The organism is Heyndrickxia coagulans 36D1, from assembly GCF_000169195.2.
Lineage (GTDB): Bacteria > Bacillota > Bacilli > Bacillales > Bacillaceae_C > Weizmannia > Weizmannia faecalis.
In genome coordinates this window covers 106,477-121,642 of record NC_016023.1, presented here as the reverse complement: position 1 = coordinate 121,642, position 15,166 = coordinate 106,477, and the positions used below count along the sequence as shown (strand labels likewise).

The 15,166-nt window shown below is 47.0% G+C and carries 13 protein-coding genes; 10 read left to right on the top strand and 3 right to left on the bottom strand.

All coding sequences use genetic code 11. The features are described from left to right. Positions 1–181 precede the first annotated feature (181 nt). The 3 genes from BCOA_RS17795 (at position 182) to BCOA_RS17790 (ending at position 3,997) form a co-directional block, all read left to right on the top strand. The gene (locus BCOA_RS17795) at positions 182–1,837 is read left to right on the top strand and encodes an FAD-binding dehydrogenase (RefSeq protein ID WP_014095517.1); all 1,656 of its coding nucleotides are present in this window, start codon (positions 182–184) and stop codon (positions 1,835–1,837) included. A 294-nt stretch (positions 1,838–2,131) separates the two neighbouring features. Further along, positions 2,132–2,272 (top strand): hypothetical protein, encoded by a 141-nt coding sequence (locus tag BCOA_RS35190; RefSeq protein ID WP_155245505.1) that lies wholly within the window; start codon positions 2,132–2,134, stop codon positions 2,270–2,272. Positions 2,273–2,599: 327 nt separating this feature from the next. Beyond that, positions 2,600–3,997 (top strand): MFS transporter, encoded by a 1,398-nt coding sequence (locus BCOA_RS17790; protein ID WP_014095516.1) that lies wholly within the window; start codon positions 2,600–2,602, stop codon positions 3,995–3,997. 281 nt (positions 3,998–4,278) lie between these two features. Here BCOA_RS17790 and BCOA_RS17785 read toward each other — a convergent pair whose 3' ends face one another. Beyond that, positions 4,279–4,647 carry a helix-turn-helix domain-containing protein gene (locus BCOA_RS17785; RefSeq protein WP_231111526.1) on the bottom strand — a complete coding sequence of 123 codons (369 nt, stop codon included), beginning with the start codon at positions 4,645–4,647 and terminating at the stop codon, positions 4,279–4,281. A gap of 746 nt (positions 4,648–5,393) precedes the next feature. Here BCOA_RS17785 and queD point away from each other — a divergent pair. Both queD and queE read left to right on the top strand, forming a co-directional pair. After that, on the top strand, positions 5,394–5,885 hold the full coding sequence (gene queD / locus BCOA_RS17780; RefSeq protein WP_014095513.1) for a 6-carboxytetrahydropterin synthase QueD: 492 nt from the start codon (positions 5,394–5,396) through the stop codon (positions 5,883–5,885). Further along, positions 5,875–6,600, top strand: a complete 726-nt coding sequence (gene queE, locus BCOA_RS17775; protein ID WP_014095512.1) for a 7-carboxy-7-deazaguanine synthase QueE — start codon at positions 5,875–5,877, stop codon at positions 6,598–6,600. Before queD ends, queE begins: the two co-directional genes overlap by 11 nt. Positions 6,601–7,194: 594 nt before the next feature. On the opposite strand, the gene BCOA_RS17770 is transcribed toward queE, so the two are convergent. Next, positions 7,195–8,169 (bottom strand): bile acid:sodium symporter family protein, encoded by a 975-nt coding sequence (locus BCOA_RS17770; RefSeq protein WP_014095511.1) that lies wholly within the window; start codon positions 8,167–8,169, stop codon positions 7,195–7,197. A gap of 181 nt (positions 8,170–8,350) precedes the next feature. Continuing rightward, positions 8,351–10,069 carry an Rqc2 family fibronectin-binding protein gene (locus BCOA_RS17760; protein WP_014095509.1) on the bottom strand — a complete coding sequence of 573 codons (1,719 nt, stop codon included), beginning with the start codon at positions 10,067–10,069 and terminating at the stop codon, positions 8,351–8,353. Positions 10,070–10,210: 141 nt separating this feature from the next. Here BCOA_RS17760 and BCOA_RS17755 point away from each other — a divergent pair, with 141 nt between their 5' ends. The 5 genes from BCOA_RS17755 (at position 10,211) to rpoZ (ending at position 15,116) form a co-directional block, all read left to right on the top strand. Continuing rightward, positions 10,211–12,892 carry a cation-translocating P-type ATPase gene (locus BCOA_RS17755; RefSeq protein WP_014095508.1) on the top strand — a complete coding sequence of 894 codons (2,682 nt, stop codon included), beginning with the start codon at positions 10,211–10,213 and terminating at the stop codon, positions 12,890–12,892. Positions 12,893–13,113: 221 nt separating this feature from the next. Beyond that, positions 13,114–13,989, top strand: a complete 876-nt coding sequence (locus BCOA_RS17750) for a YicC/YloC family endoribonuclease (RefSeq protein WP_014095507.1) — start codon at positions 13,114–13,116, stop codon at positions 13,987–13,989. Then, on the top strand, positions 13,986–14,291 hold the full coding sequence (gene remA / locus BCOA_RS17745; RefSeq protein WP_014095506.1) for an extracellular matrix/biofilm regulator RemA: 306 nt from the start codon (positions 13,986–13,988) through the stop codon (positions 14,289–14,291). Before BCOA_RS17750 ends, remA begins: the two co-directional genes overlap by 4 nt. A 2-nt stretch (positions 14,292–14,293) precedes the next feature. Then, positions 14,294–14,908 carry a guanylate kinase gene (gene gmk / locus BCOA_RS17740; RefSeq protein WP_014095505.1) on the top strand — a complete coding sequence of 205 codons (615 nt, stop codon included), beginning with the start codon at positions 14,294–14,296 and terminating at the stop codon, positions 14,906–14,908. A 1-nt stretch (position 14,909) separates the two neighbouring features. Further along, positions 14,910–15,116, top strand: coding sequence for a DNA-directed RNA polymerase subunit omega (gene rpoZ / locus BCOA_RS17735; RefSeq protein ID WP_014095504.1), 207 nt, complete (start codon positions 14,910–14,912; stop codon positions 15,114–15,116). Positions 15,117–15,166: the final 50 nt, after the last annotated feature.

Here is a 15,166-nt window from a genome sequence, read left to right as displayed (position 1 = left end):
TGCACGATGATTTTTTACAGCAGGCAACAGAGCTGCTCATTCGTTCATTTTATATCGTTTACAATGCTATGCTGTCCGGGAGAAGCCGGCTGTAGAGGAAAATCGCATCGATGAAATCATCGCATAGGATATTTTCAATCATAGACATCACCATGCTTTGTGAAAACGGGAGGTCTCTATTATGAATTTCGATGTCATTGTCGTCGGAGCGGGGCTGGCCGGCTTGGTTGCAACCGCAGAGATGGCAGAGGGTGGGAAAAAAGTGCTGCTTTTAGACCAAGAGCCGGAAACCAGTATCGGCGGCCAAGCGTGGTGGTCGTTTGGCGGGTTATTTTTAGTAAATTCTCCGGAGCAAAGGCGGCTTGGGATAAAAGATTCCAGGGAACTGGCGTGGCAAGACTGGATTGGCACTGCCGGATTTGACCGGGAGGACGATGAAGATTATTGGGGAAAAAAATGGGCCGAAGCTTACATCGATTTTGCAGCCGGCGAAAAAAGATCGTGGCTGCACAAAATGGGCGTGCGATTTTTCCCGGTTGTCGGTTGGGCTGAACGGGGCGGACATTTAGCCACTGGACACGGCAATTCTGTTCCCCGCTTTCACATTGTGTGGGGAACCGGACCGGCACTGGTGGCACCTTTTGAGAAAAAAGTCCGGGAATATATGAAAGCCGGTTTGGTTCAATATTTGCCCCGCCATCGGGTCGATCACCTTTTAAAAGAAAATGGCACTGTTAGAGGGGTAGCCGGTTCTGTTTTGATTCCCAGCACAAAGGAGCGGGGAGAGGATACGGAAAGAGAGGTTATTGGCGATTTCGAATACCAGGCCGAAGCTGTATTAGTGGCGAGCGGTGGCATTGGCGGGAACCTTGATTTCGTTCGCAAAAATTGGCCGAAGCGGCTCGGAACGCCGCCTGCTCATATGTTATCGGGCGTTCCTGCGCATGTGGACGGCAGAATGCTTGGTATTACGGAAGAAGCGGGCGGGCGGATTGTGAATCGGGATCGGATGTGGCACTATACGGAAGGCATAAAAAATTGGAACCCGATTTGGTCCAACCATGGCATCCGTATTTTACCCGGGCCATCCTCCATTTGGCTTGATGCGGAAGGTAAACGCTTTCCTGTCCCTAATTTGCCGGGATTTGATACGCTCAGCACACTGGAAGCCATTCAAAAAACCGGTTATGACTATTCGTGGTTTATTTTAACGCAAAAAATCATAGAAAAAGAGTTTGCCCTGTCAGGATCGGAGCAAAATCCGGATCTTACCGGCAAAAGTATCCGGAAAGTGCTGGGCAGAGCTTTGCCTGGCGCGCCTGAACCCGTCCAGGCCTTCATGGATAAAGGAGAAGATTTTATCATTGCCCATAATCTGGAAGACCTGGTAGACAGAATGAACCGATTGACTGGTGAAAATCGATTAAACTTTAAAGAAATTGAAGACCAAATAAAGGCGCGGGATCGGGAACTGGATCATAAATTTACAAAAGATCTGCAGGTGACGGCAATCCGGGGCCATCGAAATTATTTGGGGGATAAATGGATTCGCGTTGCCCCGCCGCATAAAATACTCGACCCTAAAAATGGTCCGCTCATTGCCGTGCGCCTTCATCTTCTAAGCAGAAAAACATTAGGCGGCCTGCAAACCGATTTATCTGGAAACGTTTTAGATTCCGCAGGCGATGCCATACCCGGTTTATATGCAGCGGGGGAGGTTTCCGGGTTTGGCGGTGGAGGCGTCCATGGCTACAGGGCTCTTGAAGGAACCTTTCTGGGCGGCTGCCTTTTTACAGGAAGAACAGCCGGCCGGGCGATTGCGGCTGAACTAAGTTAATTGCATAACGGACCCAGTGATTTTTTACCGGGTTTTCATGTGAAAATGGCGGGTCGGGCAGAGTTCCGGGCGTTTATAGGCTTGAAAGCCGGATTCTAAATGTCATATGCAACAGAGGTCAACATTTTTGTGATCTATTTCTCCCGCGTAATATTCCGCTCGGTGAGGTCTGATTCCTTGCATATCAGACAAATTTTATAGTTTTGCGCTCTTAGGATGATTCTTAATAAAGCTGTAAGTTGTTTATCGCCGGTAATCCTTTCTAGTTTTGTCATTGATCAGGGAGGGGGATATTTGCATTTTAATATCACTATGATTTGTAAACGCCAACATAAATCCAGCCTGCGAAATGAGAACCAAAGCAGCCGACAAAAAAATCATGATTTTTCTTTTGGAAAAGTTCGTCCTTTTTCTCCTCTGGAATTTAAAAAATAACCTCTTATAGGTGCTTCTAACTCACATTATGGCCAGCCAAGCGGCGAAAACGAGGGCAAGGGCCAACGATATTTCGACAAGATGGAGAAATGAAGGTTATGAGAAAGCGCATTTGCATAATGCGCTTATTTTGATTGTTTTGCGCTTGCTTTAAAAATGAGCCGTTTTTGGCCGGAAATGTACGCCAACAAGTCAGTTTCTTTTCAAAAATGATAGGACGGCCGCTTTCATGATCTCGTCAAAAAAATAATTTTAAAAATGGAGATAAAAAACTATAAACAGGGTATATATGTTTTTACTTAAGATCATGAAAAAGGAGGTTTTTACATGGACCATTATGCCAGCCGGTTGGAGGAGGATCACGCCGGTATTCAAAACCCGGTCACGCAAACGGGAGAATTGCACCGAAAGGAAAAAATCGCATACGGTGCAGGGGACATCGGGTATAATTTTCTGTTTGACCTCGGGCAAATCTATTTGCTCAAGTTTTACACGGATACGCTCGGGCTTCCGGCTTCCATTGCAGGAATGGTATTTTTAGTGACAAAAATTTGGGACGCTTTTTCGGATTTTACCATTGGCACGGTTGTAGACCACCGGAAAAAAATTGGGCCAAAAGGGAAGTTCCGTCCCTTCATTCTGTATACCGCAGTTCCGCTGGCGCTGATGACGATTACGAATTTTCTTTCTCCGGATTTTTCATTAAATGGAAAAGTGATTTGGGCCTTTGCTACATACATGGCTTTCGGCACCATCTACAGCATTTCCAGCATACCATACGGTTCAATGGCTCCGGCAATGACGAAAAATCCTAACGAACGGGCTGAATTGTCCGCCTTTAGGCAGGCCGGCGCTAATCTTGGATTGCTCATTACGACAGTCGGTTTTATGCCGGTTGTCCTCCTGTTTGATAATCCGAAAATCGGATATCCGGCAGCGGCTGCGATTTTTGCAACGGCCGGCATATTGCTGCAAATCTATTCTTATAAGCATATAAAAGAGCGCCATGTCGAACTGGAACCGAAAAAAACAAGCCACACGATAAAAGACAGCTACAAGGCGCTTGTTAAAAACGGGCCCCTTTTCATTGTCAGCCTGGTCAATTTATTTACCATTTCAGCTTACAATGTGAAACTGGCTGTTCAGGTGTATTACTGCCAGTATGTATTGCACAATGTCACCATCGTTTCTTATATGGGATTTTTTAGTATGGGTTGCGCATTTTTCGGGATTGCCCTCGCTCCTTTTGTTCAACGAAAAATCGGGAAAAAGTACACGTATATGATCGGTTGTGCCATTTGGGCGGTTGCCGATCTGCTTGCTTTGTTTTTTGCCCATAATGCCGTTCTGTTTATTGTATTTGCCTGCCTCGCCTTTTTCGGAAACGCTTTTGTCAACAGCCTGAACTGGGCATTGATTTCCGACTGCGTGGAATACGGGGAATGGAAAACCGGAAAGCGGACGGAAGGTATTGTCTACTCCTTTTTTACATTCTTTCGCAAATTGTCACAGGCTGTCGCCGGGTTTATTCCCGGGTTTGTGCTGAGCATTTCCGGATATGTACCGAATGCCGTCCAGTCCGCAAGTGCCATTTTTGGTATCAAAGCGCTTATGTTTATCTATCCGGCAGCACTGTCCATTTTAACGATTGTTGTCTTCGGCTTTTTCTACCGCTTGACGGAAAAGAAATATAAAGAAATCGTGGCGGAGATGAATAGCAGGTAATGCAGGTCAAGGGAGCAGTTTCAACAAGCAAACGTCCAATTTTGGAATGAACAAACAGGGAATTGGAAAGAAAAAATGCTGATTTGGAAAGAAAAATACAGATTTTGGAACAAAAAGGAAAGTCCGGAAAGCAAGATTTCAAGTTTAAATGAATTGTTCGGGAGGTAACAGGCACCCTCCCGAATTTGGAGTGAAAAGCCGCCTCTTTCCAATATACAACGCAAACTTTTCATCTGCAAAGTCTGCGTTGTATATTGGATAAAAATCACATAAAACTGTCGTCAATGAGACCGTTCTCCAGTTCCTTTTTCAACGCTGGAAAAGTGACTTCTTTGAACTCCTTGTTCGTCCGGATCAGCTTTTGCCAAAGTATACGTTGCCTTAGTGTAGCTGAATCCAAGCCTGTGTAACATCTTAGAAACACCCTTGGGAGTAAAAGACTGCTGAAACTCTTGTTGAATCCAGTCGGCAATTAATTGGAGCGTCCAAGTGTATTTTGCTTCGAAACCGACTTCTGCAGGTGTTTTATTCACGATGGTATCGGCCAACTGTTTCTGTTGTTCTTTACTTAACTTTTCGGGTTTACCTGTTGTTTTTTTCATTTGTAGCCCGGAAATTCCACCTTCTTCATAAGAATGAAAGTATGCCATAACCGTCTGCCGATTACGTCCTATAATCTTAGCGATATCCATATAAGTAGGGCTTGCTGAACGAATCCGGTTCTGAATTTGTACCCAATTTGTCTGCAAACTCCATCGCAAAATATATGCGAAAATGCGTGAGTTTGTCTTCTCCGGACGTTGAATCGGCTTTCGCGTGCAGGCATTTCCCTGGATTTGTTGTAAAACCTTTGCATTTAAATGGTTGCCAAAGCTGTCAGCATCCTTGCCAAATCTAGGAATTTCGCTTATTCAGCAAGCCCTAAGTATGGCCTTCTAGGTGTAATAGCACAGAAAGGTAACGCTCATAAAGACGTTTATCTTTTGTATTTTTCATTGCATTTCGTAAGGATTCAATTTCTTGTTTTACCATTTTTTCTCCATCCTTTTTGGTATCATTACAGACTTTATACCCGAAAAAGGACCAAAAAATTGAGCAAAGATGATTAGTTCATCTTATATAACTTAAGTTTTATCAATGGACGGTTCAAAGAGAACTCGCTGTGGAAATTTCAACCGGAGTTTTAAAAGGCGCAGCATTTGGCCTATATGTTAAAAGCATTTCCGAGGAACAATGGGATATGCGAATGCCGGGCATTTTTTCATTTTAATGGATATAGACTAGTCTACGGTTTCCGAGTTTAGAAAAAGAAGAAGGTGAATTCCAAAATCTTTCTGGTTTTCCAGAATACCATTATAATAGAGAAATAAGCAATGATCAGGAGAGGATGTTAACGTTGAGTGAATATCACATTCCGGAGAAGGTCCAGATATTTGGAAAAGATATTCGGAAAGAGCAATTGAAGTATCATCATAAGAGAACAGCTGTGACAAAGGCATTTACTTTCGATGCTGCCCATCATTTGCATTTGTATGAAGGAAAATGCAAAAGCTTGCACGGCCATACATACAAAGTAAAAATAACATGCAGTGCGTACTTAAATGAAATTGGCATCAGCATAGACTTTGGCGATCTGAAAAAGATATTTCAGGAAGCGGTTGAGGAAAAACTGGATCACCAATATTTAAACAACGTTCTTCCGCCAATGAACACCACTGTGGAAAATATGGTGGTCTGGATGTGGGAAGAGATTGAAAACCGGCTTAACCGGCAAAAAGATTACAAAGACCGGGGAGCGAGATTGGAAGAACTGGTACTCTATGAAACACCAAAAAGTTATGCAACGATGAAACGGGAATGGATGGAGGAAGAAACAGATGGCAAGTAAAATTCCGGTGATCGAAATATTTGGTCCAACGATACAAGGGGAAGGAATGGTCATCGGAAAGAAAACCATGTTTGTCCGCACGGCCGGGTGTGACTATGCCTGTAGCTGGTGCGATTCTGCTTTTACCTGGAACGGGGAGGAAAAAGGCCGGATTGCGCTGATGACGGCGGAGGAGATCTTCCAGAAGCTGAAAGAAACAGGAGGAGAAAACTTTAGCCATGTCACGATTTCGGGAGGCAATCCACTTTTGTTGAAAGGCCTTGGCGAACTGGTTGATTTGCTTAAAACCCATCAAATCCGTACAGCAGTTGAGACACAGGGATCGCGCTGGCAAAATTGGCTTCCGGACGTTGATGATGTAACCATTTCGCCAAAGCCGCCGAGTTCCGGCATGCACACAGATTTTGAGACTTTGGATAGGATGATTGAACAGCTAACACTAGCGGGAAGCCATTTTTGCTTAAAAGTTGTCGTTTTCGATGATAAGGATTTTGATTATGCCAAAAAGATCCATAAACGCTATCCTGTTGTCCCCTTCTATTTACAAGTCGGCAATCCGGATATTGCTTTGCCCGACCGGGATGCGTTAGCGAAAATGCTGATCGGAAGATACGAATGGCTGGTGAATCTAACCTTGCAGGCAGAAGAAATGAATGATGCTTATGTCCTTCCGCAGCTGCATGCATTGGTGTGGGGGAACAAGCGGGGCGTATAAAAAAGATGTTATTTTTATTATAGGATGCAAAAAAACGGTGAGACACGATTAATGGCGGTGTCTCGCCGTTTTTTTGTCAGCGGCTTCATTCAAATGTTAAGGAGTCGCGGAAAAAGAAAGTCCTTCCTTAACCTAGAGCCTGTCTACGTTAAGAAAGCAAGCAAAAACGAAGGCCTTCCTTAACATAGAATGCATCTATATTAAGTAAGCGTGAAAAAACGAAGTCCTTTCTTCACATAGAGGACGTCTACGTTAAGGAAGTGCGGAAAAAAGACGGCCTTTTTTCACCTAGAGGGCGTCTACGTTAAGGAAGCAAGCAAAAACAAAGTCCTTCCTTCACCTAGAGCCCGTCTACGTTAAGGAAGCGTGAAAAAACAAAGTCCTTCCTTCACCTAGAGCCTGTCTACGTTAAGGAAGCAAGCAAAAACGAAGTCCTTCCTTTACATAGCCCCCGCCTATGTTAAGAAACCGCAGAAAAACAAAGTCCCTTCTTAACATAGAATGCGTCATCCTCTTCTTGTTGCTTTCGCTTTTCATCATGTGTCCTTGTCATCGGTACCACTTTACCTGTTCGCTGGCCGTTCCCTCTTTTTCTCACATATGCTGGCTTGCGGCCGGTTTTGTGTCGGGATTGACTGCCTTTTTATCTTTCATTCGGCTGTAGATGTTTGCGAGCAACGAACCGGACAAATTGTGCCAGACGCTGAAAATCGCGCTCGGGACGGCGGCAAGCGGGGAAAAATGCGCGGTGGCCAGCGCAACGCCGAGCCCGGAATTTTGCATGCCGACTTCCATCGAAACCGCTTTTTGCTTGGCAAGGTCCATCCCGCACAAACGGGCGAAGAAAAAGCCGATGATAAAGCCAAGCAAGTTATGCAAAATGACGACGGCAAAAACGAGTAAAGCCGTTTGTGCGATTTTTTCGGCGCTTCCGGCGACCACTCCTGCTACAATCAGCACGATCGCCACAACCGAGACAAGCGGCATCGCTTTTGCACCGGCGCGCGCCTGTTTGCCGAAAAACTTTTTCACGATAAACCCGAGCAAAAGCGGCACAATGATCACTTGCACAACCGAAAGGAATAAAGACAATACACTGACATGCACCCATTTGCTAGCAAACAGCAGGATTAAAAGCGGTGTGACAATCGGCGCAAGAATCGTGGACACGGAAGCGATCGCAACAGCAAGCGCCACATTGCCGCGTGCAAGAAACACCATTACGTTCGAAGCCGTGCCGCTCGGGCAGCAGCCGACAAGGATGACGCCGATTGCAATATCTTTCGGTAAGTTGAGCCCGACTGCAAGCAGAAAAGCGATAAGCGGCATGATGACAAAATGGCCGACCACGCCGAGCGCCACCTCAAGCGGCTTTTTGAAAACTTCTTTAAAATCTGATAATTCAAGCGTCAACCCCATGCCAAACATGACAATTCCCAATAAAGGTACGATATAATTCCCGATCCACGCAAAATGCTGCGGTAAAAAATAAGCGATGACTGCAAAAATCAGCACCCATACGGTGAACGTTTTCCCTGCAAACGCGCTGATTTTTTCTAAAGTTGCCATGTGAAGACCTCCAAATATAAATTGTTTTCTAAAATGATAGAATATCTGACAAAATAAATCAAGGCAGCCATTTCAATATTTTGGGATTTATTTAGATCATTCGTTTCCGAAAACATTTTTTTCACCAAAAAAAACAGCGCAATGCCTGGGCCTGCGCTGTTTACAACATATTCCGTGTTTTTCATGCATCCTTCGTTTTTTTCATGGCCAGCACTTTGTCGGTATCCGGTGTGACATAAACGGTTTGTTGGTTCTCGTAAATGACAAATCCGGGTTTTGCGCCGTTCGGTTTTTTCACGTAGCGCACTTTCGTATAATCGACCGGGACGGAAGCGGACTGGCGCGCTTTGCTAAAATAGGCGGCGAGTGATGCGGCTTCCAAAATCGTTTCCGGCGCCGGGTTTTTGCTGCGGATGACAACATGCGACCCGGGAATGTCTTTTGTGTGCAGCCAGATTTCATCGCGGGCGGCGACCCGGTTTGTCAAATAATCGTTTTGCTTGTTGTTCTTTCCGACAAGAATTTCCGTGCCGTCCGAAGCCTCGTATTTTTCGAGGGCGATTTTGTTTGCATTTTTCCGCCGGGCGCGGCTGTGCCGTTTTTTCAAATAGCCTTCTTCTTCCAGCTCTTCGCGGATTTCCCCGATATCTTTCGGCGAGGCTGTTTCAAGCTGCTGGAGGAGGTTTTCAAAATACAGCACTTCATCCCGGGCTTTTTTGATCTGTTCACGCACGGCGACTTGCGCATGCTTCGCTTTCTGGTAGCGGGAAAAATAGCTTTGCGCATTTTCGGCAGGGGTTTTTAGCGGATCAAGCGGAATTTCAACCATTGCCCCGTCCTCATCGTAATAGTTTTGCACTTTCACTTTGTCCATGCCTTTTTTTACAGCATACAAATTTGCTGTCAAAAGTTCGCCGTACAGCTGGAACTGTTCGGCATTTTGCGCTTCCGCAAGCGTGACTTCCAGCTTTTTAATTTTGCTTTCGTTTTTCTCTAGTTCATTTTTCACAAACCGCTCAAGATCGTGGCCTTTTTGCTTGACGCGGTCACGTTCGGCTTTACCGGCATAAAAACGGTCAAGCAGCGCGCTTAAAGTCGGAAACGTTTTGACTTCGCCTTCAAGAGACGTAAGCGGGATCATGTAGAACGATTCTTTTTGCGTGCCAATGATCATCACTGGCTGGAGGTCAAACTTTTTAATCGGCTCCATAACGGACAAAAACGCGTCCGTGACCGCATCTGGATTCGAAAACTTCGCCCGGTGCATGATTTCTTTCGCCAAAAGAGGGGAGACGCCGGCAAATTGCGCGACAATTTGCTTGTCCATTTTCCCGCTGTTCCAGTCAAGCGCTGCTATGACATCCTCTTTTGCCGCCTCAAGCGGGTTCCGTTTGTGTTGTTCAGGGGGCATGACATATTCATGCCCGGGGAGAATCGTCCGGTACGTATTCACAGCCGGTGGGACATGTTTGATGCTGTCCATGATCAGGTTCCGCTCTTTGTCGACCAAGATGATATTGCTGTGGCGGCCCATGATTTCCACGTACAGCTGTTTAAAGGAAATATCCCCGATTTCGTTTCGGTTTTTGATGTCAAAGACAACAACGCGGTCAAGGCCGGCCTGGCGGATATCCTCGATCACGGAGCCTTCCAGATGTTTCCTTAAAAGCATGCAAAACATCGGCGGGTCCTGCGGGTTGTCAAACGGTTCATCCGTCAGCTGAATGCGCGCATAGGCCGGGTGTGCCGACAAAAGCAGCCGCCGGTTTTTCCCGTTTGCACGCACGATCAGGACCAGTTCATTCTGGTACGGCTGGTGGATTCTGTTCATCCGCCCACCCTTTATCGTATCAACAAGTTCTTTTACCATCGCTCTTGTAAATAATCCGTCAAATGACATATCGCATTCCTCAATTCTTTCGCGCATGCATAAAGCATTGCGTCAGTCGTTGGCATGTTAAATTATATCATTTTTTTGGACAGGGCTGAATATGTTGCTATTAAGACAATAATGGGCAGAAGCAGGGGAGAGTGTATTTTCATGATGTTTCACGAAATGAGTGAAAAAGAAGTAGAACAGGAATTCGGAACTGATCTGGAAAAAGGGCTCACCGAAAAAGAAGCGGAAAAAAGAGTCAGGCAGTACGGCTTTAATGAACTGGAAGAGGCGGAAAAAGAATCTGCCCTTATGCTCTTTCTCAGCCAGTTTAAAGATTTTATGACGCTCGTCCTGCTTGCCGCAACCGTGATTTCCGGATTTTTAGGCGAATATGTCGACGCGGTCGCGATCATCGCCATTGTATTGATTAACGGGTTTCTCGGCTTTTTTCAGGAGCGGCGGGCCGAGAAATCGCTTGAAGCATTAAAAGAACTTTCCGCACCGCAAGTCAATGTGCGAAGAAACGGGCGATGGGTAAAAATCCCTTCGAAAGAAGTGGCGCTTGGCGATATTTTAAAATTTGAAAGCGGGGACCGGGTTGGCGCCGATGTCCGGATTGTAAAGGCTAATAATCTTGAAATTGAAGAGTCGGCGCTGACGGGAGAATCCATCCCTTCCCTGAAATCAACGGAACCGATTCCTGTGGAAAATGCGGGCCTCGGCGATTTGCATAATATGGCGTTTATGGGGACGATGGTAACGCGCGGCAACGGCATCGGCATCGTCACCGCGATCGGGATGCAGACGGCAATGGGGGAAATTGCCGATATGATTCAAAACGCCGAATCGATGGCGACCCCTTTGCAAAGAAGGCTCGAGCAGCTGGGAAAAATTTTAATCGTGGTGGCGCTGCTTTTAACCCTCCTTGTCGTCCTTGTCGGCGTCTGGCACGGGCATGACTTGTATTCCATGTTTCTGGCGGGAGTTTCGCTCGCGGTTGCGGCGATTCCGGAAGGCCTGCCGGCGATTGTGACAATTGCGTTATCGCTCGGCGTCCAGCGCATGATCCGGAAAAACGCGATCGTCCGGAAACTGCCGGCGGTGGAAACGCTCGGCTGTGCGTCAGTCATCTGCTCGGATAAAACCGGCACCATGACGCAAAACAAAATGACAGTCACCCATTTATGGAGCGGCGGAAAGACGTGGAAAGTGTCCGGGACGGGCTATGAGCCGAAAGGGATTTTTACGGACAATGGAACGGAAATCCACCCTTTAAAGGAAAAAAGCGTCTACCAGCTTTTGACGTTCGGGCTATTATGCAACCATGCCGAATTGAAAGTGAAAAACAAAGAATATGTGATAGACGGCGACCCGACGGAAGGCGCGCTCCTCGTTTCCGCCCTGAAGGCCGGTTTAACGAGGAAATTACTGCTGAAAGATTTTACAATTGAACAGGAATTTCCGTTTGATTCAACGCGGAAAATGATGAGCATGGTAATCCGTGACAAACACGGCAAACGGTTTGTGATCACAAAAGGCGCGCCGGATGTGCTACTCGGGGTAAGCCGGTCGGTGCTCTGGAACGGAAGGGAACAATCGTTTGATCTGGAAACACGGAGGAAAGTAGAGAAAGCGGTCGAATCTTTGGCTGCCCAGGCACTCCGGACGATCGCCATCGCGTTCAAGCCGCTTGCAGCAGGAGAAACGGCAAAAAGTGAACAAGAGGCGGAGACAAATTTGATTTTTATCGGCGTCCAGGGGATGATCGATCCGCCGCGGCCAGAAGTCAGACAAGCCATTAAAGAATGTAAGGAAGCGGGCATCCGGACGGTGATGATTACAGGCGACCATGCTGTGACCGCAAAAGCAATTGCGAGGCAGCTCGGGATTTTGCGCACAAGCCGTGAAAAAGTGGTGGACGGCGCGATGCTGAACGAACTGACGGTGGATGAGCTGGAAGACGTGATTGACGAAGTTTCCGTGTTTGCGCGCGTATCGCCGGACCATAAACTGAAAATCGTTAAAGCTTTCCAAAACCGCGGGGCAGTCGTTGCCATGACAGGGGACGGCATCAATGACGCACCGGCCATTAAAACAGCCGATATCGGCATCTCGATGGGCATTACCGGAACCGATGTCGCAAAAGAAGCCTCCTCGCTCATTTTGCTCGATGATAATTTCGCGACGATTAAAGCGGCGATCCAGGAAGGCCGCAATATTTATGAAAATATCCGGAAATTCATCCGTTACCTGCTCGCTTCCAATGTCGGTGAAATCCTTGTGATGCTGTTTGCAATGCTTTTGTCCCTGCCGCTTCCGGTCGTTCCCATCCAAATTCTTTGGGTCAATCTCGTGACGGATGGGCTGCCGGCGATGGCGCTCGGCCTCGACCAGCCGGAAGAAGATGTGATGAAGCGGAATCCGCGCCATCCGCGTGAAGGGGTGTTTGCGCGCGGGCTCGGCTGGAAAGTGATTTCGCGCGGTTTTCTGATCGGGTCCGCGACACTTGCCGCTTTTGTAACCGTATATTACCAGCACCCCGACCGGCTTGCTTATGCACAAACGATTGCATTTGCAACACTTGTCCTTGCCCAGCTGATCCATGTGTTTGACTGCCGCAGCGAACGCTCGGTGCTCGCGCGCAACCCGTTTGGAAATGTCTATCTTGTGCTTGCTGTTTTGTCATCGGTTTTGCTTATGCTTGCCGTGATTTATGTTCCGGCCCTCCAGCCGGTTTTCCATACGCTACCGATATTGCCGAAAGACTGGCTGCTCGTCCTCTGCATGAGTGCAATTCCGACATTTTTGCTTGCGGGGACATATTATTTAAGAAAAAAACCTTGAATTATGCTATAATCTTAAAAGTAATAGGGGATCCTCTATTACTTTTTCTTTTGGCGAAATTTCCCCAGGTGCTCCGGTTAAGATTTCCTTTCCTAAATGGGCGGGGCGCGGTATAATCTCCGTAAAAGCTATTATCACCGGGCCGGGGACAGGCGCGATGAAAGTCGTGAAGGTTAAAACCGGCGTGATGGTAGATGTAAGAAGAGATTGGGCGTGAGAAGATGGTCTTAAGCATGACGGGCTATGGCAGAGGCCGCCGAAAGACGCAGCAGTTCAGTGTGACAGTTGAGATCAAGTCTGTCAACCATCGCTTTTGCGAATATCAGATCAGGATGCCGAAGCAGCTTGTCAAAGTGGAAGAAGAGTTGAAAAAAATCATCGGGAACTATGTGCAGCGGGGTCGTATTGACGTGTTTGTCACCATTGCCGGTGAAGGGCTTGTCAAACGCAGGCTGCGGGTCGACTGGGATTTGCTGGACGAATACCACCGGTTTTTAAGCCGGATCCGTGAGCAATACGGAATTGAATCAGGTTTTGGCATTCGCGAGTTATTAAACCGCGAAGATTTAGTTACAATAGAAGAAATAGAGGAAGATAATGAAGAAATCCTCACCCTTGTCTTGGAAGCCTGCAAAGAGGCGGCCGGGCAGTTGCGGCTTATGCGCGAAAAAGAAGGTTCCCTGCTCAAAGCCGATTTGGAAAAACATCTCCAAACGATTTCAAAGCAGGTGGACGATATCAAAACAGAGGCGCAGTCGCTCGTTTCTACATACCGATTCAAACTTGAAAAGCGGATGCAGGAGCTATCAGGCGGCCGGCTGGATGAAGCGAGGCTCGTCCAGGAAGCGGCGCTGTTTGCCGACAAATCCGATATCCATGAAGAAGTAACAAGGCTTGAGAGCCACTTGATTCAATTTGGCGAAACGTTGGCGCTTGATGAGCCAATTGGCAGAAAACTGGATTTCATGATCCAGGAGATGAACAGGGAAGTGAACACGATCGGATCAAAAGCAAATGCTTCCGGTATTTCAACAGCCGTTGTTGAGCTCAAAACGGTCCTTGAGAAGATGCGCGAGCAAGTGCAGAATATAGAATGATTCGCGCGAAGTCAATTGTATACGAGCGGGAGAGGATGCAGGTGGTAAAACTCATTAATATCGGCTTTGGCAATATCATTTCGGCAAACCGCATCATTTCCATTGTAAGCCCGGAATCAGCGCCGATTAAGCGGCTCATTCAGGATGCACGCGAGCGTGGCACTTTAATCGATGCGACATACGGCAGAAAAACCCGGGCAGTGGTAACGATGGACAGCGGCCATGTGATTCTCTCCGCAGTTCAGCCGGAAACAGTGGCGCACCGTGTTACGGACGGGGAAACAGATGGCGAGGAGGTATAGCGTTGAAGAAAAAAGGATTGCTCATTGTGTTATCCGGTCCGTCCGGTGTCGGGAAAGGGACCGTACGGAAAGCCATTTTTTCGCAGCCGGATACGAAATTTGAATATTCCATCTCAATGACGACGAGAAAACCGCGGGAAGGTGAAATCGACGGGGTGGATTATTTTTTCAAAGAACGCGAAGAATTTGAAGAACTGATCAGGCAGGGAAAACTGCTGGAGTACGCGGAATATGTCGGCAATTATTACGGGACACCTGTCGATTATGTGAAGGAAACATTGGAAGCGGGAAAAGATGTGTTTCTCGAAATTGAAGTGCAGGGCGCACGGCAGGTCCGCGAAAAATTTCCGGACGGCTTATTCATTTTTCTTGCGCCGCCAAGTTTGTCCGAACTGGAATTGAGGATTACGCAGCGCGGGACGGAAACAGCCGAAAGGATTCGCGACCGGATGGAAAAAGCCCGCAAAGAAATCGAAATGATGAATTTATATGATTACGTCGTGGAAAATGATACAATAGAAAACGCCTGCGAAAAAATCAAAGCCATTGTCGTCGCGGAACATTGCCGGACGACACGCGTTGCGAAGCTGTATAAAAAAATTCTGGAGGTTGAATAAGATGCTTTATCCTTCCATTGATGAACTATTGAAAATTATCGATTCAAAATATTCCCTTGTCACGATCGCGGCAAAACGCGCCCGCCAGCTGCAGGACGAGCATAACGAAGTACTTGAAAAATATGTTTCCGATAAAAATGTCGGCAAGGCGCTTGAAGAAATTTATGTCGGCGTCCTCCGGATCAAACACGATGGAACAGCTTCTTAAGGCATCCTGGCGCGATCATACGGAAAATCACAGAGCAGGGACTGGCGGAT